The organism is Arthrobacter pascens, from assembly GCF_030816475.1.
In the GTDB taxonomy this organism is placed as follows: domain Bacteria; phylum Actinomycetota; class Actinomycetes; order Actinomycetales; family Micrococcaceae; genus Arthrobacter; species Arthrobacter pascens_B.
This window is the reverse complement of the sequence record NZ_JAUSXF010000001.1, coordinates 4022270-4044537: the sequence shown is the minus strand read 5'-3', so window position 1 is coordinate 4044537 and position 22268 is coordinate 4022270. Positions and strand designations below refer to the sequence as shown.

Genomic DNA, 22268 nt, shown 5'->3' with positions numbered 1-22268 from the left:
GGCGGTGGGGTTCCGCCCCGGCGAAGTCCGTGCCTTGGGTTGTATTAGGAGGTGGCTGTCTTCAGCGCCTGGGTGAACCTGGTCAGACCAGCCTGGATCTCGTCGCTGCTGACATTAAGCGCCGGGATGATGCGGACGACGTTGCCGTGCGGACCGCAGGTGAGGAGGAGCAGTTCTTCCTTGATTGCCGCTTGCTGGACAGCCAAGGCAGTAGCGGCATCAGGGGTGCTGTCCGGAGACGTGAATTCGACGCCCTGCATGAGGCCACGGCCCCGTACATTTCCAATGACCGCGAATTCTGGCTTGAGCTTGTCAAGCCCCGCCCGAAGCTCATCGCCGCGAAGCAAGGCATTCTCTACCAGGTTCTCGCGCTCGATAACGCCCAGGGTTGCGACGCCGGCAGCTGCCGCTACAGCGTTTCCGCCGTAGGTGCCACCTTGGGAACCTGCCCATGCCTTGCCCATCAGCTCTGCTGATGCGGCAATTGCCGAGATCGGGAAACCGCTCGCGAGGCCCTTCGCGGTGATAACGACATCGGGGGTGATTCCCGCCCAGTCGTGGCCCCAGAACTTACCGGTGCGCCCGACGCCGGCCTGGACCTCATCGAGGATGAGTACAATGCCGTGACGGTCTGCGCGCTCCCGCAGGCCCTGAAGGAAAGCAGGCGGTGTGGGGATGTAACCGCCGTCGCCCAGGACGGGTTCGATGATGAAACCCGCAGTATCCGCGGGGCTGCTGATGCTCAGGAGGAGGTGATCCAGTTCCTTCAGGGCGAAGTTGACTGCGGTTTCCTCATCCCATCCATACCGGTAGGCGTGGGGGAACGGGGCAATGTGTACTCCACCCATGAGGGGGGAGAAGCCTGAACGGAACTTGGTGCCGGCTGTGGTGAGCGAAGCCGCGCCCACAGTCCGGCCATGGAAGCCTCCGTGGAACGAGATGATGTTGGGTCGTCCCGTAGCCATACGTGCGAGGCGGACGGAAGCTTCCACTGCCTCGGAGCCGGACGTGGCGTAGAAAACGCTGTCAAGCCCCGAAGGCAGGAATTCTCCCAGTCTTTCTGTGAGCTCAAGCAGGGGCTTGTGCATCACGGTGGTGTACTGGGCATGGACAATCTTGCCCACCTGCTCGCGTGCTGCCGCAACGACGTCGGGGTGGCAGTGACCTGTGCTGGTGACACCGATTCCAGTGGTGAAATCGAGGTACTTTTTGCCGTCGGTCGCGTGGATCCAGCTGCCGAGGGCATGGTCTACGACGACCGGAGTGGCCTGCTTGAGGAGGGGGCTAAGTGTTGCCATGGCTTCATACTTTCTTACAGACTGTAGATTGTCAACAATAGGCGGAGTTAGAGCCACCCTTTGTTTGTTATCGGGGTTAGGTGGTCTTGAAGCGGTCAGGCCGGACGAAGTCCAGCCCATCGAAGGCCCGTTTGCCCAGCGCTTCATGTGCCGCGATTTCGCCGAATCCGGTGGCGTTCTTGAAGCCTCCGCCGGAGAAACCGGTGGCGTAGTAAATCCTGCTGTTTTCTGTTGGCCGGCCGAGCAGTGGGTTGTGGTCGGCGGTGTAGAGGTCGGGGAACGCGTCCGAGCGGACGATGTTGGGGACCAGGCCGGGGAAGAACTCCGTGACGGTTTCGGTCGTTTCCTGGATCTCTGCGGGCGTGAGGTTCCTTGGTACGGATTCGGCGTCTTTGGTGGGTCCGCCGCGGCCGTCCAGGGTTGCTTTGACGGTCACGCCGTCGACGGCGGGTGCCCCGTACATGGAGCGGTCCTCCTCGATCCGGATGAAGACGGGGAAGTTCTCGGGCGAGAATTCTGCCGCGTTTTTGGCCACGAACCAGGTCAGGAAGATCCGTTTGGTTTCCGTTGCGGCTTTCAGGTAGTCAGGCATGAGCCGTTGGGACCAGCCGCCGGAGGAGACGATGACGTTCTCGAAGGTCCAGGTTTTCTCACCGGAGGTGATGAGGACGCCCTCGCTGGTTTCGGTGATGTTGTCGATGGGGGTGTTGGTGTGGATTGTTGCGCCGTTGGCCTGGGCGGCCGCGACGGCGGCTGTGACTGCCCGGTCGGTGCGCAGGGCACCGGCGTGCGGGTCATAGACCGCGATGTCGTCGGTGCGGAGGTTGTGCTGGGGGTAGCGTTCGGCCATTTGTTCGCGGCTGAGGATTTGGTATTCGGCTCCGGTGGTGTGGGTGGTTTCCAGCAGGGCGGTGAGGTAGGCCCCGTCTTTGGTTCCGATGGAGAGTCCGCCGGTGCGGGCGAGGATGTTCTGCCCTGTTTCGGCTTCGAGTTCGGCCCAGAGATCCCGGGAGCGTTCCAGGATGGGGTAGAGGTCGGGGTTTCCGCGGTAGATCATGCGGAAGAGCCGGGTGTCCCCGCCCACGGCGCTACGGCCGTGGGCGGGGGACGCGGCTTCGAACCCGACGACGTCCTGGCTCAGGCGGGAGGCCTGCCAGAGGGCCATGCTCCCGAGGCTGCCCAGGCCGATAACGGCGAGTTTTCCGTCCATGGTTTAGAGCACCTGCCTGAGGAATGCCTGGGTGCGGGGTTCCTGCGGGTTCGCCAGGATTTCGCGGGCGTCGCCGCGTTCGACGATGTAGCCGTCGTCCATGAAGATCAGGGAGTCGGCGACTTCGCGGGCGAAGCCCATTTCGTGGGTGACCACGACCATGGTCATGCCTTTTTTGGCCAGGTCCTGCATGACGGCGAGGACTTCGCCGACTTTTTCCGGGTCCAGGGCCGAGGTGGGTTCGTCGAAGAGCATGATCTCGGGGTCCATGGCCAGGGACCTGGCGATCGCGACGCGTTGTTGCTGGCCGCCGGAGAGCTGGGCGGGGTAGTAGTCCCCGAACCCGGCCAGGCCGACGCTGGCGAGCAGTTCGTGGGCGCGTTTGGCTGATTCTTTCTTGTCGGCGCCTTTGACCAGGACGGGTCCGGACATGATGTTCTCGTGCGCTGTCATGTTCGGGAAGAGGTTGAACTGCTGGAAGACCATGCCGAGCCTGGTGCGCTGTTCGGCGAGTTTCTTCGGCGGCAGGGCGTGGTAGGCGTTCTCGGTTTCGTAGTAGCCGAAGTCTTCGCCGTTGACTTTCAGGACTCCGGAGTCCACTGTTTCCAGGCCGTTGATGCAGCGCAGGACGGTGGATTTGCCGGAGCCGCTGGGTCCGATGATGCAGCAGATCTCTCCGCTGGCGATCTCCAGGTCGATGTCCTTGAGGACTGTTTTGTGTCCGAAGGACTTTCGGATTTTCTTGGCGAGGATGGTTCCGTCTGCACTCATCGGGCGATACCTTCCGGGTCGGTGAGCACAACGGGTTTGGCCTTGCGGGGAAGCCTGGAGGTTGCGCGGGAGTATTTCTCTTCGAGCTTGGCTTGCGGGTAGCTCAGCAGCAGGGTCATTACCAGGTACCAGAGGCTGGCGACGATCAGCAGCGGGATGGTTTCGTAGGTGCGGGCGTAGATCAGCTGGGCGCTTTGGAGCAGTTCGGCCACGCCGAGGACGCTGACCAGGGAGGTTTCCTTGAACATGCCGATGACCTGGTTACCGGTCGCGGGGATGATCGAGGGCATTGCCTGGGGGATGATGACCTTGCGCATCTTCGTCGCGGCGCTCATCCCGAGGGAGTCCGCTGCTTCGATCTGGCCCTTCCCGACCGAGGAGAACCCGCCGCGGATGATCTCGGCCATGTACGCGGCCTGGTTCAGGGTCAGGCCGATCAGGGCCGCGGTGATGGGTGCCATCAGGGCGTTCACGTCAATCGCGGTGCTGATGTCGGTGAACGGGATTCCGATGGTCAGGTTCGGGTACAGGGCTGCGATGTTGAACCAGAAGATCAGTTGCACCAGGACCGGGGTGCCGCGGAACAGGGAGATGTAGACCCCGGCCGTGGCTGCGATCGGTTTGACGATGGAGGACCTCATGACCGCCAGCGCCAGGCCCAGGAGCGTTCCCAGGACCATGCTGGCTACCGTGAGGAAGATCGTGAGCATCAAACCACGAAGGATGGTCTCCTGCGTGAAGTACTTCGCCACCACGTCCCATTTGAAGTTCGGGTTGGTGGATACGGAGGCCAGGATGCCGATGCCGATCAGGCTGCATACCACCCAGGCCACATACTCGAACGTACTCCGGCGCTTGAGCCTAGGCTTCAGGGCTGAATTTATCCCACTCATTGTGGCGTCACTTTCTTCGGAGATCAGGGACTGCATGTACCCGTCCTTAGTTCAGTTTGGCAGTGGTGATGGCACCTGATTCCAGGCTCCAGTTCGAGAGCGACTTCTTGTACTCCGAGCTGTCCAGGACATCCTGCACGGCCTTCTGCAGGGCAGGGGTCAGGGCGGAGCCCTTCTTCAGGCCCACAGACGTAAGGTCAGTGGATCCGGTGTTGACCTGGGGGGTGAGGATGGTGAACGCGCCCGGCTGCTGCTTGGCGGCCCAGGCGAGGGAGGTGGTGTCGTAGAGGATGCCGTCGACACGCTTTGAGGCCAGCTGGGTCAGCGAGTCCTGGACGTTGGGCAGCGTCACCGCGTTGATGGCCGGCTGACCCTTGGAGGTGCAGGTCTGATCCGAGAGGGCAGGGAGGCGCTTGAGCTGGCCCGTCGAACCGGCGGTGACGGCAATATTCTTACCGCACAGGGTCTCATTGGTCAGCTTCAGCGGATTTCCCGCGCTCACGGCCACTGAAGTACCGGCCTTGAAGTAGTCGATCATGTCCAGGACCTTCAGCCGCTCGGGCGTAGGGGACATGGTGGTGATAGTGAAGTCGTAGCGGCCGCCATCGATGCCGGGAACAATGGTGTCAAAGCCGGTGTTCTCGAACTTCAGCTTCAGCCCCAGCTTCTTCGCCACCAGGCGGGCAACGTCAGGGTTCAGCCCGATCGGGGTGCTGTTGTCGTCAGCAAGGAACGTCGTCGGCGGATAGTGCAGGTCCATTGCGACGGTGAGTTCGCCCTTGTCCTTGATGGACTGCGGCAGAAGTGCGACGGCGGCCGCATCCGCCTGGACACCCTCGGAGATGTCTGCGGTGTTGGACGTCTTGGAGCTGTCCGGGGCCGGAGTGCTCGCCGCCGTGCCTCCACAGGCGCTCAGGGCCAACAAGACGCCAAGGGCTGCCGTGGCAGTCTGAACTTTGTTTCTGGTTTTCATGGTGCTTCCCTTCAAGAGGTTTCAGCTGAAGATGATCTGCTGAGATGGGTGCATTTCTTTCCAGAACCCTCCGTCCGCATCCATTGTTGCAGGATGCGAGGCGGTGCTGGGGGTGGTGCTCCATGCGGCTGTGATCAGGATCTCGTTTCCGCATCTAAGGCAATGCAACAGTCCAAATCGCCGATTGTCAACAATTGACGATAAATAAACCAACTATTTTTGAGGGCCTCTTCCTAGTTGCGAAAGAATCTCATAAAGAACTGTTGACAATCTACAATCAGCAGACCTAGAGTCAGAACAGCGGGCATCGGAGCCTGAATAGCCCCGATGGAACCGCAGGCGCAGACTTAAAGGAAGGCGGCAGGCCACACATCCGGGCCTCCCGTTCAAGACCGAATGAAACGGACGAATTATGGCAGACTCCAACCGGCCGAAGTACATCTCTTTTGATATCTACGGCACTCTGATCAACTTCGACATCGATCCCACCACGCGTCGCCTGCTCGATGGCCGCATCTCAGAAGAGCAGTGGCCGACCTTCAAGAAGCAGTTCCGCGGGTACCGGTTCGACGAGGTCTGTGGCGACTACAAGCCCTACGAGGCGATCCTTCAGGATTCCTTTGACCGGGTGTGCAAGCGCTGGGGCATCGGACCGACCGAAGGTGCCGGCGCAGCGTTCGCTGACGCTGTACGCGGCTGGGTCGCCCACGAGGACGTACCGGCTCCGCTGAAGCTCATGGGCGACAACTACAAGCTGGTTGCTCTGTCCAACGCGGACGACAGCTTCCTGGACATCAGCATTCCCAAGCTCGGCGCCGACTTCCACGCCGTTTACACCGCTGAGCAGGCCCAGGCCTACAAGCCCCGCTACCAGGCCTTCGAGTACATGCTCGACACCCTGAACGCCAAGCCCGAGGACTTCCTGCACATCTCCTCGCACACCCGCTACGACATTCATCCGATGCACGACATGGGCTTCCGCAACCTCTGGGTGCTGGACCGTGGCTACGACCCCATCGGCCCGGGCTACGACCTCACCACTGCCAAGTCCCTGGACGAGATCAACAAGCACCTCGGTCTCTAAACCGACTTTGAGGCGAAAGGCCAAACCGTGAAACTCATTCCTTACTGGCTGGATACAGCTGAAGCATCCGGAGACTACCGGCAGACTCCGGTTCCCGAGAACGTCGACGTCGCCATCATCGGCGCCGGATTTACGGGGCTGTCCGCAGCCCTTGAATTTGCCAAGCAGGGCGCTAGCGTTGCCGTTTTCGAACGCCACACCGTGGGGTGGGGCGCATCGGGCCGGAACGGGGGAATGGCGACCACCGGTTTGGCCATCAGCTTCAGCACCGCGGTCAAGCGCTACGGCGCCACGCGTGCCGTGGAGATGTTCCAGGAATACAACGACGCCATCGATACCATCGAGAAGCTGGTGCATGACAATGGCATCGACTGCGACTACAACCGCTTTGGAAAGCTCTCGCTGGCCTTCCACAAGTCCCACTATGAGGGCTTCCTGAAGTCGCAGGAGAAGCTGGCCAAACTGGCCGACCACCATGTCACCGTTATCCCCAAGTCCGAGATCCACAGTGAGATCGGCACGGACTTCTACCAGGGCGCGATGGTTGACCCGCTCGGGGCGGGCCTGCACGTGGGCAAGTTCGTGCATGGCCTGGCCGGGGTAGCTGTTGCCGCCGGAGCGGATATCTGCGAGAACGCGGCAGTGACCGAGCTGAAGAAGGTCTCCGGCACCGTGCACGATGTGCACACCACCCGGGGCATCACCAGGGCCAAGCAGGTCCTGGTCGCCACCAGCGGCTACACCGGCAACGTCACCCCCTGGCTGCAGCGCCGCGTGATCCCGGTGGGCAGCTTCATCATTGTGACTGACCCGCTGCCCGAAGATGTGGTCAACCGCATCCTGCCGAACCGCCGCCAGGCCTCGGATAGCAAGATGCTGACCTACTACTTCCGGATCACCCCGGACAACCGTCTGCTGTTCGGTGGCCGGGCCCGTTTTGCGCTGTCCAGCCCGGATTCGGACGTCAAGAGCGCCGAGATCCTGCGCAAGGCAATGCTCGAGCTCTTCCCCTACCTGTCCAACGCCAAGGTGGACTACATCTGGGGCGGACTGGTGGACCTCTCAATGGACCAGATGGTTCACGCGGGCCAGCATGACGGCCTGTTCTACTCTCTCTGCTACAGCGGGCACGGCGTGCAGATGGCCGCGCACATGGGCAAGAGGATGGCGCACTACATGGCCGGCGACAAGAGCGCCAACGTTTGGGAAGACCTGAAGAACCCGCCCGTTCCGGGCCACTTCGGGCCGCCCTGGTTCCTGCCCTTCATCGGCGCAGCGGCAAAAATCATCGACCGCGTCAAGTAGACGTTTCTCACCACCAGGCAAGATAAGGGTCCCCCATGTCATCAACAACGGTCGCTGAAGCGCGCCCAAAAACTACAGAGGAATCTGCCTACAGGCGCGCACAATTTGCCAACCTTCCCGGCGGAGCTTTTTTCGAAGGGCAGTGGCAGACAGCCGAGTTGACCTTGGAGGTGCGGGATCCTGAGGATGGTGTCCTGTTGGGGCGGGTGTGCACCTCCACGTCGCAGGACGTGGAGCGTGCCATCGGGCACATAGACCGCCATCTCCAGGCGGACGAGTGGCCGTTGCGTGCCCGCCGGCAGGCGCTGGAAAAGGCCGTGCTGCTTTTGGGGGAGCAGGCTGAGCGGTTCGCGAACATCATTGCTGCTGAGAGCAGTAAGACGATCACTGAGGCCGAGCGTGAGGTTCGGCGGTGCATTGAGACCCTGAGGCTTTCCGCGGCCGCTTCGGAGGAGCTGGCGGGGGAGACCCTGGGTTTTGAGGACAGCATGGCCGGTGCGGGCAAGATCGGCTGGTACAGCCGGCAGCCGGTAGGGATCGTCGCGGCGATCACGCCATTCAATGATCCGTTGAACCTGGTGGCGCATAAGCTGGGCCCGGCCCTGATCGGTGGCAACGGCGTGGTGTTGAAGCCTTCCACGCGGACACCGCTGACCGGCCTGGCTTTTGTCCGGCTGCTGCTGGAAGCAGGAGTCCCGTCGGGCCGGATCGCGGCGATCGTGTCCGGCCCGGGCGTGTCCGAGGCCGTTGTCACGGATCCCCGGGTGGACCTGATTTCCTTCACCGGCGGCCCCGCGACGGCGGAGCGGATCGCCGCGGCGGCCGGGGCGAAGAAGATCCTGTCCGAACTCGGCGGGAACAACGCCACGATTGTCTGCTCCGACGCTGACGCAAAGGCTGCGGCGAAGGCCATCGTGGCCGGCGCGTTCGGCGTGGCGGGGCAGAACTGCCTCTCGGTCCAGCGGGTCTACGTCCACACCTCCCTGTTCGACGAGGTCCTGGACCTGGTCACTGCCGGGACGAAAGCGCTGCGGATCGGGCCCAAGCTTGACCGCGGCACCGACGTTGGCCCGCTGATCTCGGAGGCGGAGGCCCGCCGGGTTGAGGAATGGGTCGAAGAGGCCAAAGCGGCCGGCGCGACTGTCCACGCCGGCGGCAAGCGCCACAACGCCTACTACGAGCCGACCGTCCTGGCCGATGTGCCCTCGGACGCAAAAGTGATCGCGGAGGAAGTCTTCGGCCCGGTGGTCAGCATCCTGCCCTTCATCGAGGTCCGGGACGCCGTGTTCGCGGCCAACAACACCGAGTACGGCCTCCAGGCCGGGATCTTTACCCAGTCCATTGACCTTGCCCTGACGGTCGCGGAGAAGCTGCACGTCGGCGCGGTGGTCATCAACGAAACCAGCGACGTCCGGATCGACTCCATGCCCTTCGGCGGGTTCAAGAAATCCGGCGTGGGCCGCGAAGGCGTCCGGCACGCGGTCCGGGAAATGACCGAACCCAAGAACACCATCATCAACCTTGGCGACTCCAAGGCCCGCTGGCAGGTCCTGGGCGGCCTCACGGACGGGGCATCCGCATGAGCACGCACAGTATTGCGGTGATCGCCGGGGACGGGATCGGCAAGGAAGTGGTCCCCGCGGCGATTGAATGCCTGGAGCGGATCGCCTCGATTCACGGGCTGGACCTGGCGTTCACGTTCTTTGACTGGGGCTCGGACTATTACGGCCGGCACGGGCGGATGATGCCCGTTGACGGAATCGAACAGCTGGCCAAGCATGACGCTATTTTCCTGGGCGCGGTGGGCTCACCGGAGGTTCCGGACACGGAATCGCTGTGGGGGCTGCTGATCCCGATCCGTCGGGAGTTCCAGCAGTACATCAACCTCCGCCCGGTCAAAACGCTCGACGGCGTGTCCTCGCCGCTGGAGGCGAAGAACCCGATTGACATCCTGATCGTCCGGGAGAACAACGAGGGCGAATACTCAGAGGTCGGCGGGCGGATGTACCGTGGCCTGCCGCACGAGACAGCGGTGCAGGAAACCATCTTCACCCGCCTGGGCGTTTCCCGCGCCGCGCACTTCGCCGCTGGCCTTGCAGCGTCCCGGCAGGGCAGGCTGACGTCCGCGACGAAGAGCAACGGCATCATCCACACCATGCCGTTCTGGGACGAGGTGGTCGCCGAAACCGTGCGCCAGTATCCCGGGGTGAGCGTGACGCATGAACTGGTGGACGCCCTGGCCGCGCACCTGGTCCTGAAGCCCTGGACCCTTGATGTCATCGTCGCCTCCAACCTGCTCGGGGACATCCTCTCGGACCTGGGCAGCTCCGTGACAGGCTCCATCGGCCTGGCGCCCAGCGCGAACCTGAACCCCGAAGGTGACTTCCCGTCCCTGTTCGAACCGGTCCACGGCTCCGCGCCGGACATCGCAGGGAAGGGCCTGGCCAACCCGGTAGGACAGATCTGGTCCGGGGCGATGATGCTTGAGCACCTGGGCCACCCCCGAAGCCGCCGCGCACCTGCAGGCCGCGTTCGAATCGGCCCTTCGTGCCGGTCACGGCACCCGCGACGTCGGCGGAACCTCCTCCACGTCCGAATTCACCGCAGCCGTCCTGACCTCCATCAACGCCCTCACCCCGGTCACAGCATGACCACCGCCGCAAGGGCGAAGCGGCCCGTCGTCGCCGCCCTCTACCGCGAGGCGCTCCCGCCCCGCCTGGCAGAGATCGAAGAACTCGCAGAAGTCCGGCTGACAAAGGCCGAGGGGCTGGCCAAGGCAATGGACGGCGCGGACGTGCTCTACCAGTGGCACTCCTTCTCGCCGGCCCTGCGTGAGAACTGGGACGCTGCCTCCTCGTTGAAGTGGATCCATGTCACGGCGGCCGGCGTGAGCCAGCTGATGTTTGATGAGCTGGCTGCCAGTGATGTGACCTACACGAACTCCCGCGGGGTCCTCAGCACCGCGATCGCGGAGTTCGCGCTCGGCTTTGTCCTGGACATGGCGAAGGACTCCCAGGGTTCCTACCGGCTCCAGCAGGAACAACGCTGGCAGCACCGGACCACCCGAAAGGTCCAGGGCCAGAGCGCCGTGGTGGTCGGCACCGGATCCATCGGACGTGAAATCGCCCGGCTCTTCCGCGCCGTGGGAATGGAAGTCGACGGGGCAGGCCGCACAGCCCGGCCAGGGGACACTGACTTCGGCCAGGTCCTCTCCTCCCGCGAGCTCGCCGCCGTGGTTCACGGCTACGACTACCTGGTCCTCGCCGCGCCGCTGACCGCCGACACCACCGGACTTGTCAGCACCGAAGTCCTCAACGCGATGAAGCCCTCCGCCCGGATCATCAACGTAGGCCGCGGTCAGCTGGTGGACACCCCGGCGCTGACTGATGCGCTGAGCTCAGGCTCCATAGCCGGCGCAGCCCTGGACGTTGTCCACCCCGAACCCCTGCCCGAAGGACACGCCCTCTGGAGCATGGAGAACGTCATCATCACCCCCCACATGTGCGGCGACACCGAGGACTACCTCGATGACCTCGGCAAACTCTTTCTCGACAACCTCAAACGGTACTGCAACGGCCAACCCCTCGAAAACATCGTGGACAAAGCCCTCGGATTCGTCCCGACCTCCGAGCCCTCGCTCACCTGAAAAGGAACACCGCAATGACTACGACGACGTCACTGACCACGATCAGCCATTTCATCAATGGTTCGGAGACTGTTGGTGAGGGTGATCTGACGCGGCCGGTTTTTAACCCTGCGACCGGCGCTGTCAGCGGGGAGTTGCGGCTGGCTAGTCGTGCGGATTTGGATGCGACGGTGGCGGCGGCGCATGCTGCTGCCGATTCCTGGGGTGATGTTTCGCTGGCGAAGCGCACGGGGGTGTTGTTCAGGTTCCGTGAGCTGGTGGCCTCGCATGTGGATGAGCTTGCTGCGTTGATCACGGCCGAGCATGGCAAGGTCCTCTCGGATGCGAAGGGTGAGATTGCCAGGGGTTTGGAGGTGGTGGAGTTCGCCTGCGGGATCCCCACCCTGCTCAAGGGCGATTATTCGGACCAGGTGTCCACCGGCATCGATGTGTTTTCCTTCCGTGAGCCCCTTGGTGTGGTTGCGGGGATCACGCCGTTTAATTTCCCGGTGATGGTGCCGTTGTGGATGGCGCCGATGGCGATCGCCACCGGGAACGCCTTCATTCTCAAGCCTTCCGAGCGTGACCCGTCCGCGTCAATGTTGCTCGCGAAGCTGTGGAAGCAGGCAGGGCTGCCGGACGGGGTGTTCCAGGTTCTGCATGGCGGGAAGGAAACCGTGGACGGGCTGCTTACGCATCCTGATGTGGACGGGATCTCCTTTGTTGGCTCGACCCCGATCGCCCGGTACGTCCAGGAAACCGCGACGAAGCACGGTAAGCGGGTGCAGGCGTTGGGCGGGGCGAAGAACCACGCGATCATCCTGCCGGACGCGGACCTGGATAACGCCGCTGATCATCTGGCCGCTGCCGCGTTCGGTTCCGCGGGGGAGCGCTGCATGGCGATCTCCGTTGCGGTCGCGGTCGGGGACGCCGCAGACCTGCTGGTCAAAAAAGTTCAGGAACGCGCCCTGTCAGTGAAGGTGGACAACGGCACCGTTCCCGGTGCTGAGATGGGTCCGGTCATCACCCCGGCCTCCAAGGAACGCATCGTCAAAATCGTGACCGAGGCCGAAGCCGCCGGCGCCGCGATGGTGGTCGACGGCCGGGACCTGGTGGTCCCCGGCCACGAGGACGGCTTCTGGGTCGGACCCACCGTGATCGACCACGTCACAACCGAAATGACCGCTTACACCGAGGAGATCTTCGGACCCGTCCTCGTCGTCGTCCGGGTTGATGACCTGGAGGAGGGGATCCGGCTGATCAACGCCAACCCCTACGGCAACGGCACCGCCATCTTCACCTCCTCCGGCGCCGCCGCCCGGACGTTCCAGCGCTCCGTGGACGTGGGCATGATCGGCATCAACGTTCCCCTCCCGGTGCCGGTGGCGTATCACTCCTTCGGCGGCTGGAAGGCCTCGCTGTTTGGCGATAAGCACATTTACGGCCCCGAGGGCGTCTCGTTCTACACCCGCGGCAAGGTCGTCACCTCCCGCTGGCCAGAACCTGCCCATGCTTCGGGTGCGTCCTATAACTTCCCTTCCAATTAAGGCGGTCCTGATGACTACTCTTGCCAGGGCGTATATCGCCGCGTCGGCCACGTCACCGCTGCAGCCCGGGGTGATCGAGCGCCGGGAGCCGGGCGAATTCGAGGTGCGGATCGGAATCAAATTCACCGGGATCTGCCATTCAGACATCCACACCGCCCGGGGGGACTGGGCCGGGGTGAAGTACCCGGTGGTGGTAGGCCATGAAATCGCCGGCATCGTTGAAGCCGTCGGCGCGAGGGTGACCGGCCACGCCGTCGGGGACCGGGTCGGGGTGGGCTGCTTTGTCGATTCCTGCCGGGAATGCGTGAACTGCCGGGCCGGGGAGGAACAGCACTGCCAGGCCGGACCGGTCAGTACATACAACTCGGTGGGCCGGGACGGGCTGCCGACCGCCGGCGGCTACAGCACCAGCATCGTGGTGGATGAGAACTACGTGCTGGGGATCCCGGACGGGATCTCACTGGAAGAGGCAGCGCCGCTGCTGTGCGCCGGGATCACAATGTACTCACCGCTGCGGAACTGGGGCGCTGGCCCGGGCAAACGCGTGGCGATCATCGGGATGGGCGGGCTCGGGCACATGGGTGTGAAGATCGCAGCAGCCCTGGGCGCCGAGGTCAGCGTGCTCAGCCAGTCCCTGAAAAAACAGGAAGACGCGCTCCGGCTCGGGGCCCAGGACTACTACGCCACCGCTGACACCGGGACCTTCGAGGCGTTAAAGGACCATTTCGACCTGATCATCAACACCGTCTCAGCCGAAATCGACGTCGACGCGTACCTCTCACTGCTCGCCGTCGGCGGCACCATGGTCATGGTCGGACTGCCGCCCCAGCCTCTCAGCCTGCGGACCTGGTCCCTCGCCGGATACCGCCGCAACCTCACCGGATCCAAAATGGGAGGCATCCAGCAGACCCAGGAAATGCTCGACTTCTGCGCCGCGCACGGACTCGGCGCCGAAGTGGAAATCATCCCGGCCAGCAAAATCAACGACGCCTACGAACGCGTCCTCGCCAGCGACGTCCGCTACCGCTTCGTCATCGACGCAACCACCTACTGAGGTCAGGCCCCTCCGCCTTGACCTGCCTGCTCCACGAGTTCCGACAGCCACGGCCGATGCCCCTGATGAAACACCATCCCCTCCGGCAGCCCCTGGACGGTCGGGACGGAGTCAGCGATATCGATCGTGATCCGGCCGCCGGCCATGGGTGCGTTGGTGATGTGAAGCTTGCCGAAGGATTCAGGGAGCACCGGATCCATCCACATGCCGCCGCGGGACACATGGGCGTCATACCGCATCAGGCTCGTGACCAGCTGGATTGGGGTGGTGGCTGCCCAGGCCTGCGGCGAGCACGCCGTCGGGTAGGGCACCGGCTCCGCGAACTGCTCCCGGCTGAAGCCGCAGAACAGCTCGGGCAGCCGGCCACCCGAAAACTCCGCTGCCTCCAGCAGCGCCGTGGAGATCCGTTGTGCTTCGGCCACGAAACCGTAGCGCAGCAAGCCGGCCTGGATGATGGCGTTATCGTGCGGCCAGACAGAGCCGTTGTGGTAGCTGGCGGGGTTGTAGGCGCCCATGTCACTTGCCAGGGTCCGCACGCCCCAGCCGCTGAACATTTCCGGGGACATCAGCCGCTCGGCCACGAGCGGGGCTTTGTCCTCATCCACGAGGCCATGCCATAGGCAATGGCCCATGTTGGAAGCGCAGGCGTCAACCTGCCGCTTCTTGCCGTCAAGCGCAACAGCGTAGTACCCGCGGTCCGGCATCCAGAACTGTTCATTGAACCGCTTCTTGAACTCCGCGGCGCGGGCGGCAAGTTCGTCCCCTAAAGCCGACTCGCCGCCGTCGTAGGCCATCCATGAACGGGCCATGTATGCGTCGTAGACGTACGCCTGCACCTCGCACAGCGCGATGGGCCCCTCGGCCATCGTCCCGTCCGCGAAGTTGATCCCGTCCCAGGAGTCCTTCCAGCCCTGGTTGATCAGCCCCTGCGGGTTGAGCCGCTCATACTCGACGAAACCGTCACCGTCCTTGTCACCGTAATCACGGATCCACTCCAGGGCGCGGTCGGCGTGGGGAAGGAGGGCCGAGATGGTATCAGCGGCGAATCCCCAGCGGCTGACTGCTCCAAGGACAATCACAAACAGTGGTGTGGCGTCTACGCTGCCGTAGTAGGCCGACTTGCCACCCAGGGACAGGCCGCTGGAAACGTCCAGCCTGACTTCGTGCAGGATCTTGCCCGGCTCCTCCTCACTCATCGGATCCACCACCTTGCCCTGGCGATCCGCGAGGGTTTGCAGCGTGCCTAAGGCCAGCGACGGATCCACGGCCATCGCCATGATTGATGCCCAGAGTGAGTCCCTGCCGAACAGGGTCATGAACCAAGGCGCGCCGGCGGCAACCACTACACGGTCCGGATGGTTCGGATCCTCGATGCGGAGGGCCCCGAGGTCGTCGTAGCTGCGGCGCAGCGTCCGCTCCACGGACTGGTTTTCCACGTGCACCACCGGGATCTTGGCCACCCACTCGCGCCGGCGCAGGTCGCGGGGGGACAAACCCTCCGCATCCGTATGGACGAACGACGGCGGTGGCGGATTGGCCGCCTCATTGCCAGGGACCAGGGGCACCACGGTCACTACAGTGCTCCACTGGCTGTGCGGCGCGACAGACACCCGGTACGACAGGGCATCTTCGGTGACGTCGGCCCCCGGAGCCTGGACAAGGATGCCCTTGCGGACATCCTGCCAGGTTGACCGGATGCTCAACGAGTCACCGTCCACGTCCCGGGTTTCCTTCCAGCGCCGCTGGATCCGTGCGTCTTTCACCTCGAAAAGATCCGCGAAATCCGCCTCCACCTGAAACGAGATCAGGCATTCGGCCGGTTCTACAGAGTAGTTCCGCACAGTGACCTGTTCCTGGATGCCCGCCCCTACCTCACGCAGCCGCTCCACGATCAAAGGGCTGTCCGCGTACCCGTCTGAGCGGGGAACCCGTCCCGCAAGCAGCGCCCGGTAGGGCTCCTTCGTCTCCGCAGCCAGCGGCTCAAGCGCCAGTCCATTGACCGTGAGGCGCCAGCCGGACAGGATGCGCGTGTCAAGGTGGAATACGCCATGCGGATGGTCAGGATGAATATCCCCGTTCTGCAAGGAAATGCAGAAGGACGATCCCTCGACCAAGGTGACCGTCCCGACCCCCACAGGCCCCGCTGCCGTATCAGCATTCCATCCGGCCATAACTGGCTCCTTCAACAGACGAGGGCCAGCGGCCCTGGCCCTGGGAAAATGCGGCTGCATCCACCAGCCACAACATTCTCTGACCGACGCTACTCCCGCTTGATCCCGTGTGCCAGAGCCCCTTGGCCTGCTGTTACGGCGCTGACTCAGCCGCTATCCGATCAGCAGGCTCAACGCTTCCGTGAGGTGTTCCACTTCCCGCACGCTGAAGCCGGCAGGCACCGGACCGGGGCCGTTGTGGCTGGCCGGAACCACCGCGTGCGTGAATCCCAGCCGGTGAGCTTCCTGGATCCGCTGGTTGATGCCGGGAACGGGGCGGACCTCTCCCGCCAGGCCTACCTCGCCGAAGGCGATCAGGCGGACGGGCAGCGGCTTCCTGGCCTTGGCCGAAGCCACGGCAAGGGCCACGGCGAGGTCAGTTGCTGGTTCACTGAGCTTGACGCCGCCCACCGTCGCCACGTAGGAATCATCCTTGTGCAACAGGCAGCCGGCCCGCTGCTGGAGCACGGCCAGCAGCATGGACACCCGGGAGCTGTCCAGGCCGCTGGTGGCCCGGCGCGGTTGCGAGTTGGGGCTTTCTGCCAGCAGGGACTGCACCTCAGCCAGCAGCGGCCGGCGGCCTTCCATGGTCACCGTGATGCACGTGCCGGAGACGGGATCCTTGGTACGGCTGACAAAGAGCCCGCTGGGATCCGCCAGGCCAAGGATGCCGTCCTCGTTCAGGTCAAAACAGCCGACGTCATCCGTTGGTCCGTATCGGTTCTTGACTGCCCGCAGCAGCCGAAGCCGCGAATGCCGCTCGCCCTCGAACTGGCACACCACATCCACGAGGTGCTCCAGCAGCCGCGGGCCCGCGATGGATCCGTCCTTGGTCACGTGCCCCACCAGCAGGGTGGTCATGTTCCGGCGTTTAGCTGCAGCGATGATGGACGCGGCCACCTCCCGGACCTGCGAAACACCACCGGCGCTGCCGTCCACATCGGCGCTGCTGAGGGTCTGCACCGAGTCCACGATGAGCAGCCGCGGTTCGATTTTCTCGACTTGTCCCAGTGCCTGCCCCAGATCCGTTTCGGCGGACAGGTACAGGGAATCCGCGACGGCGTCGATCCGTTCAGCGCGGAGCTTCACCTGCGCAGCGGACTCCTCGCCGGTGACGTAGAGGACGTCCTGGGCGGTGCGGGCGAATTTGGCGGCCACGTCCAGCAGCAGTGTTGACTTGCCGACGCCGGGCTCGCCGGCCAGCAGGATGACAGCGCCCGGCACCAGGCCGCCACCGAGTACACGGTCCAGCTCATCAACGCCTGTGGGCAGGAACGCCGCCGAGGTGGCGTCCACCTCGGCAATCCGGCGGGCCGGCTCCAGAACTGTTGTTGCCGCCGTCGTGCGCGCAACTGCGGCGCCAGTTTCCTCGACGGTGCCCCAGGCCTGGCACTCGCCGCAGCGCCCCACCCACTTGACAGCGGTCCAGCCGCATTCGGCGCACTTGTAGGCCGGCGCCTTGGCTGCCCGGGAAGTCTTTGTTGCCATGGGTTCCACCCTAGTGGCGGGGCCGGACATTCTCCCCGCCGGCACCCTAACCTCGCAAGTCCCCACCGGCTCCCAGCCTTCGCAGGCTCAGGCCGGCTCCCAGCCTTCGCAGGCTCAGGCCAGGGAACCCTGCGGGCGTGGGCCCAGCCGCAGGAGCTACAGCGCGGGCAGCACGTCCCTGGCCTCGCGCGAATCCATCCCCGTGGCCTCGAGCAGGTCCACCATGAGCGGCCTGAACAGCATCACCACGGTCTCTCCCTCCAGCCGCTGCACCTCCAGCAATTTCGGGTGCAACCGCAACGCTATGCCGGTCAGGTCCTGCTTGGCCGTCCGGAGATGCGCGCGCCGCACGCCGTCGTGCGACTCGGCCAGGCCCAGGGAAAGTTCGTCAATGGCGGCGGCGGTCTCCTGCAGAACCTCCGCCATGTTCTCCGTGGCCTCGTCAGAGAGCGCTGCGTGGTTGATGGCACTGGTAAGGCGGCGCGCAAATACACGGCTGTTGCGCAATGCCAGGTCGATGAAATCCAGCGACTGTTCCAGCCGGTCCAGCTCATCCCTGTGCCGGCGGTAGGCCGGCGAGAGCGTAGCCACCTCACCCGAGGCACGCAGCGACTGCCGCATGGAGTCGACCAGGGGCTGGCAATTCCTGCCCCGGATCAGCGCATGCCACGCCTGGGTCGAATCGCTGTCGCTCAGCGCAGTGGCGCATTCCCGGAGCACCTCGGCGAGTTCATGGAGCAGCTTCTGGACGTCCTTGCGCGGCTCCCGGCGCGGGTCCTTGGGAATCAGGATGGTCACCAGCAGGGCGCAGAGGCCGCCCACCACCGCATCGATGCTCCGCGTGAAAGGACCGCCGGCGGGCGCCGGCAGCAGCACCACCAGGAGGGACTGCAGCCCCAGCTGGGTGGTGAAGATGGTGCCGCTGTCCAGGAAACGGGCCAGCAGGATGGAGAACAGAAGCACGACGGCGGCCTGCCAGATCCCGCTGCCCAGCCAGTGGAGCAGGAGGTCACCCACCGCGATGCCGATAGTGCAGCCCAGGCCCACCTCCACCACCCGGCGCAGGCGCGGATCCCGCGAGAAACCCAGCGCAATCAGGGACGAGGTGGCCGCAAACAGGGGGCCGGAATGCCCCAGCACGTACTCAGCGAAGGCGTAGGCACCCACCGCGCACAGGGTCATCTGGATGGCCGGGACCAGCGAATTCCGGCTCCGGATCAGGCCGGTGCGGATGCGGCCGCGCAGGAAACGTCTACTTGCGGAGAGTCCTGCTGTGGCGGCCATGCGTTCCAGTCTATTCACAGGCCATGCACTAAGGCGGGTCATGTGATGTGCGCAATGGTGACGCAGCAGATGTAAGCAAATATGCCGCCGTCGTTAATTTCCTGTTCACTTTGGACAGCCAGTCCCGTTACCTGCAGCCCATAACTTCAGTGGAGGTACACAACGTACGCATCGCGCTGCAGGGCGTCTCCGGCCCTGCCCGCACCTGAATAACCCTGGAAGGGGTACATCTAGTGAAGGCACTCCGCTTTGGCCGCCACGCGGCTATCGCTGTCATCGCAGCCGGCGCTCTTGCGCTGACCGCCTGCGGTTCAGACAACGCCACGGGCACCACGCCTGCCGGCAACCAGACTTCTGCCGGCCCGAAGGTCACCGGCACGCTCACGGGCATTGGGTCATCCGCGCAGGGCGCGGCCATGGATGCATGGAAGACCAGCTTCGCCTCCGCCAACCAGGGCGCCACTGTCCAGTACTCCCCGGACGGTTCCGGTGCAGGCCGCAAGGCGATCCTCGACGGCTCCGCCCAGTTCGCCGGCTCCGATGCCTACCTCTCGGACGCAGAGCTCACCAGCTCCAAGGACAAGTGTGGCCCTGACGGTGCCATCAACATCCCCGTCTACATTTCCCCGATCGCCGTTGCGTTCAACCTCCCGGGCCTGACCGAGCTGAAGCTGGATGCCACCACCGTGGCGAAGATCTTCCGCGGCACCATCGTCAAGTGGAATGATCCCGCCATCGCAGCCCTGAACCCGGGCGTCACCCTCCCTGACACCAAGGTCACCCCGGTTAACCGCTCGGACGATTCGGGTACCACCAGCAACTTCACCGACTACCTGGCAGCAGCGGCTCCCGAGGTCTGGACCGACAAGTCCGCCGGTGTCTGGCCGGCGTCCCTCCAGGGCGAAAACGCCAAGGGAACGTCCGGCGTCGTCAAGACCGTGACGGACACCCCCGGCGCCGTGACCTACGCCGATGACTCGGCAGTCAGCGGCAAGCTCGGTGTTGCACAGATCAAGGTGGGCGATTCCTTCACCAAGATCTCCGCCGACGCGGCAGCCAAGGCTGTCGATGCGGGCAAGCCCGTTGACGGCCGTCCTGCCAACGATCTGTCCATCAAGCTGGACCGCAAGACCACGGCTTCCGGCGCATACCCGGTGGTCCTGGTTTCCTACCACGTGGTCTGCACCACGTACGCCAGCCAGGAAACCGTTGACCTCGTGAAGGCTTTCGAGAACTACGTAGTTTCCGACGCCGGCCAGAAGGCGGCCGCGGACTCGGCGAAGTCCGCCCCGCTGTCTTCGGCCCTCGCCGCCAAGGCCGTGAAGGCCATTGAATCCATCAAGGTCAAGTCCTAGTACCTGTCCCTGAGCCGAGTTCCCCGCCCTGCCGCAAGGCGGAGCGGGGAACTCGGCATTGCCCGGCTTTTGAGGACCACCACATTTTGAGCACCACCACAACCGAAGGGTCTGGAATGACCGCCACCTCGCTGAGAAGTCCCCAGGGCGCCGGCCGCGCCGGGGACAAGATCTTCTCCGGCGCCGCCCTGGCCGCCGGATGCCTCATCCTGGCCGTCCTGTTCGGCGTCGCCCTGTTCCTTGTGGTCCAGGCCATCCCGGCACTGACCGCTCCGGCGGACAAGATCCAGGGCGGGGCGGGTTTCTTCCCCTACATCTGGCCCATCGTCATTGGCACCCTCATCGCAGCGATCATTGCGCTGGTGGTCGCCACGCCCGTCGCGATCGGGGTGGCATTGTTCATTTCGCATTACGCGCCGAGGCAGCTCGCGGCAGGGCTGGGCTATCTGGTGGACCTCCTTGCCGCCATCCCGTCCGTGGTTTACGGCGCGTGGGGTGCCGCGTTCCTGGCCCGGGAAATCTCACCGGCCTACAACTGGCTGGCCGGGAACATGGGCTGGCTGCCCATCTTCCAGGGCCCGGCCTCCGCTACCGGCAAGACCATCCTCACCGCCGGCATCGTGCTTTCCGTCATGGTCCTGCCCATCATCACGTCCCTGAGCCGTGAAATCTTCCTGCAGACGCCCAAGCTCCACGAGGAAGCCGCGCTCGCACTGGGAGCCACCAGGTGGGAAATGATCAGGATGGCCGTCCTGCCGTTCGGCCGCCCGGGCATCATCAGCGCCATCATGCTGGGACTGGGCCGTGCGCTCGGCGAAACCATGGCCGTGGCCCTTGTCCTGTCCTCCGGGGTCCTCACCGCGAGCCTGATCCAGTCCGGCAACCAGACCATCGCCGCTGAAATCGCCCTCAACTTCCCCGAAGCCAGCGGCCTCAAGGTCAGCACGCTGATCGCTGCCGGCCTGGTCCTGTTCGTCATCACCCTGGGCGTGAACATGATCGCCCGCTGGATCATCACCCGGCACAAAGAATTCTCGGGAGCCAACTAAATGACCTCCACCCTCACTCCCGTTCGCAGCAAGAGGTCGGCCCTCACGAGGGGCCAGCTGCCCAAATACGCTCCGTACGCTGTCCTGGCGGCGGCCCTGATCATCGGCGCAGCCGTCCTGGCCCTGATCGGCTTCAACGCCTTCGGCTGGGGCGTCCTCTCCGCCCTGCTCTTCGCTGCCGGCCTGGTCGGCTGGAGCACCGCCGTCGAGGGATCACGCAAGGCCAAGGACAGGCTCGCCACCTGCCTGGTACTCGGCGCGTTCCTGGTCGCGCTGCTCCCGCTCGTCTCTGTGATCTGGACCGTGCTGGTCAACGGCGTTCCCGGCCTGGTCACACCCGGATTCCTCAGCAGCTCCATGAACGGAGTGACCGGCGTCTACGACAACAAAGCGGCTGAAGACGGCGCACCGGTGGTCGGCGGTATTTATCATGCGCTCCTGGGCACCGTCCAGATCACGCTCCTCGCCACCGTTATCTCCGTGCCTGTGGGCCTGCTGACCGCCATCTACCTGGTGGAGTACGGCAACGACGGCAGGCTGGCGCGGGCCATCACTTTCTTCGTGGACGTGATGACAGGTATACCGTCTATCGTGGCGGGCCTCTTCGCCGCGGCGTTCTTCTTCGCCGTCGTGGGGCCGGGCACCAAAACCGGCGCCGTTGCCGCCGTCGCGCTTTCCGTCCTGATGATCCCGGTGGTGGTCCGCTCCAGCGAGGAAATGCTGAAGATTGTGCCCAATGAACTTCGGGAGGCGGCGTACGCCCTGGGCGTCCGCAAGTGGCGCACCATCCTGAAAGTAGTGATTCCGACGGCGATCTCCGGCATCGCGTCCGGCGTCACCCTGGCCATTGCCCGGGTCATCGGCGAGACGGCGCCCATCCTGGTCACCGCCGGCTTCGCGACGAGCATCAACAACAACGTGTTTGGCGGCTGGATGGCGTCCCTCCCGACGTTCATCTACACCCAGATCCTGAACCCCACGTCCCCGTCCAACCCCGGCCCGTCCTCGCAGCGGGCCTGGGGGGCGGCTCTGGTCCTGATCATCCTGGTGATGATCCTTAATCTCGGTGCCCGGCTCATTGCCCGGATTTTCGCTCCTAAAACCGGCCGCTAGCCAGCCCCG

18 protein-coding genes and 1 pseudogene are annotated in these 22268 nt (G+C 64.3%); 11 read left to right on the top strand and 8 right to left on the bottom strand.

Translation table 11 applies throughout. The features are described 5' to 3' along the window. Positions 1-44: 44 nt before the first annotated feature. From QFZ40_RS18570 to QFZ40_RS18550, 5 genes are all read right to left on the bottom strand, one after another. Positions 45-1298 carry an aspartate aminotransferase family protein gene (locus QFZ40_RS18570; RefSeq protein WP_306906151.1) on the bottom strand — a complete coding sequence of 418 codons (1254 nt, stop codon included), beginning with the start codon at positions 1296-1298 and terminating at the stop codon, positions 45-47. Between the two features lie 76 nt (positions 1299-1374). Continuing rightward, positions 1375-2508 carry an N-methyl-L-tryptophan oxidase gene (gene solA, locus QFZ40_RS18565; RefSeq protein WP_306906150.1) on the bottom strand — a complete coding sequence of 378 codons (1134 nt, stop codon included), beginning with the start codon at positions 2506-2508 and terminating at the stop codon, positions 1375-1377. Positions 2509-2511: 3 nt separating this feature from the next. Next, positions 2512-3279, bottom strand: coding sequence for an amino acid ABC transporter ATP-binding protein (locus QFZ40_RS18560; protein ID WP_306906149.1), 768 nt, complete (start codon positions 3277-3279; stop codon positions 2512-2514). Next, positions 3276-4208 (bottom strand): amino acid ABC transporter permease, encoded by a 933-nt coding sequence (locus QFZ40_RS18555; protein ID WP_306906148.1) that lies wholly within the window; start codon positions 4206-4208, stop codon positions 3276-3278. Before QFZ40_RS18555 ends, QFZ40_RS18560 begins: the two co-directional genes overlap by 4 nt. Positions 4209-4218: 10 nt before the next feature. Beyond that, positions 4219-5145, bottom strand: a complete 927-nt coding sequence (locus QFZ40_RS18550; protein WP_306906147.1) for an ABC transporter substrate-binding protein — start codon at positions 5143-5145, stop codon at positions 4219-4221. Between the two features lie 412 nt (positions 5146-5557). Between QFZ40_RS18550 and QFZ40_RS18545 the strand changes: the two genes are divergently transcribed. The 7 genes and pseudogenes from QFZ40_RS18545 (at position 5558) to QFZ40_RS18515 (ending at position 13760) form a co-directional block, all read left to right on the top strand. Continuing rightward, entirely contained in the window at positions 5558-6229 is a 672-nt protein-coding gene (locus QFZ40_RS18545; protein ID WP_306906146.1) for a haloacid dehalogenase type II, read from the top strand. 27 nt (positions 6230-6256) lie between these two features. After that, on the top strand, positions 6257-7534 hold the full coding sequence (locus QFZ40_RS18540) for an NAD(P)/FAD-dependent oxidoreductase (protein WP_306906145.1): 1278 nt from the start codon (positions 6257-6259) through the stop codon (positions 7532-7534). Between the two features lie 35 nt (positions 7535-7569). After that, positions 7570-9117, top strand: a complete 1548-nt coding sequence (locus tag QFZ40_RS18535) for an aldehyde dehydrogenase family protein (RefSeq protein WP_306906144.1) — start codon at positions 7570-7572, stop codon at positions 9115-9117. After that, positions 9114-10185 (top strand): annotated as a pseudogene (locus QFZ40_RS18530) (tartrate dehydrogenase). The gene QFZ40_RS18535 and the pseudogene QFZ40_RS18530 overlap by 4 nt, the downstream one beginning before the upstream one ends. Continuing rightward, a complete protein-coding gene (locus QFZ40_RS18525) occupies positions 10182-11180 on the top strand; it encodes a D-2-hydroxyacid dehydrogenase (protein ID WP_306906143.1) in 999 nt (332 codons plus the stop codon). Before QFZ40_RS18530 ends, QFZ40_RS18525 begins: the two are co-directional and overlap by 4 nt. 14 nt (positions 11181-11194) lie before the next feature. Beyond that, the gene (locus tag QFZ40_RS18520; RefSeq protein ID WP_306906142.1) at positions 11195-12706 is read left to right on the top strand and encodes a CoA-acylating methylmalonate-semialdehyde dehydrogenase; all 1512 of its coding nucleotides are present in this window, start codon (positions 11195-11197) and stop codon (positions 12704-12706) included. Between the two features lie 10 nt (positions 12707-12716). Beyond that, complete coding sequence (locus QFZ40_RS18515) at positions 12717-13760, top strand: NAD(P)-dependent alcohol dehydrogenase (protein WP_306906141.1); 1044 nt, start codon at positions 12717-12719, stop codon at positions 13758-13760. A 2-nt stretch (positions 13761-13762) separates the two neighbouring features. On the opposite strand, the gene QFZ40_RS18510 is transcribed toward QFZ40_RS18515, so the two are convergent. The 3 genes from QFZ40_RS18510 to QFZ40_RS18500 all read right to left on the bottom strand — a co-directional run bounded on the left by QFZ40_RS18510 (position 13763) and on the right by QFZ40_RS18500 (position 18742). Then, a complete protein-coding gene (locus tag QFZ40_RS18510; protein WP_306906140.1) occupies positions 13763-15931 on the bottom strand; it encodes an amylo-alpha-1,6-glucosidase in 2169 nt (722 codons plus the stop codon). A 153-nt stretch (positions 15932-16084) separates the two neighbouring features. Beyond that, a complete protein-coding gene (gene radA / locus QFZ40_RS18505) occupies positions 16085-17458 on the bottom strand; it encodes a DNA repair protein RadA (protein ID WP_306906139.1) in 1374 nt (457 codons plus the stop codon). A gap of 156 nt (positions 17459-17614) precedes the next feature. Then, complete coding sequence (locus QFZ40_RS18500) at positions 17615-18742, bottom strand: FUSC family protein (RefSeq protein WP_306906138.1); 1128 nt, start codon at positions 18740-18742, stop codon at positions 17615-17617. 47 nt (positions 18743-18789) lie between these two features. Between QFZ40_RS18500 and QFZ40_RS18495 the strand changes: the two genes are divergently transcribed. From QFZ40_RS18495 to pstA, 4 genes are all read left to right on the top strand, one after another. Next, positions 18790-18951, top strand: coding sequence for a hypothetical protein (locus QFZ40_RS18495; RefSeq protein ID WP_306906137.1), 162 nt, complete (start codon positions 18790-18792; stop codon positions 18949-18951). Between the two features lie 24 nt (positions 18952-18975). Beyond that, positions 18976-20097 (top strand): phosphate ABC transporter substrate-binding protein PstS, encoded by a 1122-nt coding sequence (pstS, locus tag QFZ40_RS18490; RefSeq protein ID WP_306906136.1) that lies wholly within the window; start codon positions 18976-18978, stop codon positions 20095-20097. A gap of 116 nt (positions 20098-20213) precedes the next feature. Beyond that, positions 20214-21146, top strand: coding sequence for a phosphate ABC transporter permease subunit PstC (pstC, locus tag QFZ40_RS18485; protein ID WP_306906135.1), 933 nt, complete (start codon positions 20214-20216; stop codon positions 21144-21146). Then, a complete protein-coding gene (pstA, locus tag QFZ40_RS18480; RefSeq protein ID WP_306906134.1) occupies positions 21147-22259 on the top strand; it encodes a phosphate ABC transporter permease PstA in 1113 nt (370 codons plus the stop codon). Positions 22260-22268: the final 9 nt, after the last annotated feature.

Excerpts from the sequence above, each read along its gene's own strand:
- QFZ40_RS18500 (WP_306906138.1), bottom strand. The coding sequence starts at position 18,742 with ATGGCCGCCACAGCAGGACTCTCCGCAAGTAGACGTTTCCTGCGCGGC.
- QFZ40_RS18525 (WP_306906143.1), top strand. The coding sequence starts at position 10,182 with ATGACCACCGCCGCAAGGGCGAAGCGGCCCGTCGTCGCCGCCCTCTAC.
- QFZ40_RS18515 (WP_306906141.1), top strand. The coding sequence starts at position 12,717 with ATGACTACTCTTGCCAGGGCGTATATCGCCGCGTCGGCCACGTCACCG.
- pstA (WP_306906134.1), top strand. The coding sequence starts at position 21,147 with ATGACCTCCACCCTCACTCCCGTTCGCAGCAAGAGGTCGGCCCTCACG.
- QFZ40_RS18535 (WP_306906144.1), top strand. The coding sequence starts at position 7,570 with ATGTCATCAACAACGGTCGCTGAAGCGCGCCCAAAAACTACAGAGGAA.
- QFZ40_RS18550 (WP_306906147.1), bottom strand. The coding sequence starts at position 5,145 with ATGAAAACCAGAAACAAAGTTCAGACTGCCACGGCAGCCCTTGGCGTC.
- QFZ40_RS18570 (WP_306906151.1), bottom strand. The coding sequence starts at position 1,298 with ATGGCAACACTTAGCCCCCTCCTCAAGCAGGCCACTCCGGTCGTCGTA.
- QFZ40_RS18510 (WP_306906140.1), bottom strand. The coding sequence starts at position 15,931 with ATGGCCGGATGGAATGCTGATACGGCAGCGGGGCCTGTGGGGGTCGGG.
- solA (WP_306906150.1), bottom strand. The coding sequence starts at position 2,508 with ATGGACGGAAAACTCGCCGTTATCGGCCTGGGCAGCCTCGGGAGCATG.
- QFZ40_RS18560 (WP_306906149.1), bottom strand. The coding sequence starts at position 3,279 with ATGAGTGCAGACGGAACCATCCTCGCCAAGAAAATCCGAAAGTCCTTC.
- QFZ40_RS18555 (WP_306906148.1), bottom strand. The coding sequence starts at position 4,208 with ATGCAGTCCCTGATCTCCGAAGAAAGTGACGCCACAATGAGTGGGATA.
- QFZ40_RS18520 (WP_306906142.1), top strand. The coding sequence starts at position 11,195 with ATGACTACGACGACGTCACTGACCACGATCAGCCATTTCATCAATGGT.
- QFZ40_RS18545 (WP_306906146.1), top strand. The coding sequence starts at position 5,558 with ATGGCAGACTCCAACCGGCCGAAGTACATCTCTTTTGATATCTACGGC.
- pstC (WP_306906135.1), top strand. The coding sequence starts at position 20,214 with ATGACCGCCACCTCGCTGAGAAGTCCCCAGGGCGCCGGCCGCGCCGGG.
- radA (WP_306906139.1), bottom strand. The coding sequence starts at position 17,458 with ATGGCAACAAAGACTTCCCGGGCAGCCAAGGCGCCGGCCTACAAGTGC.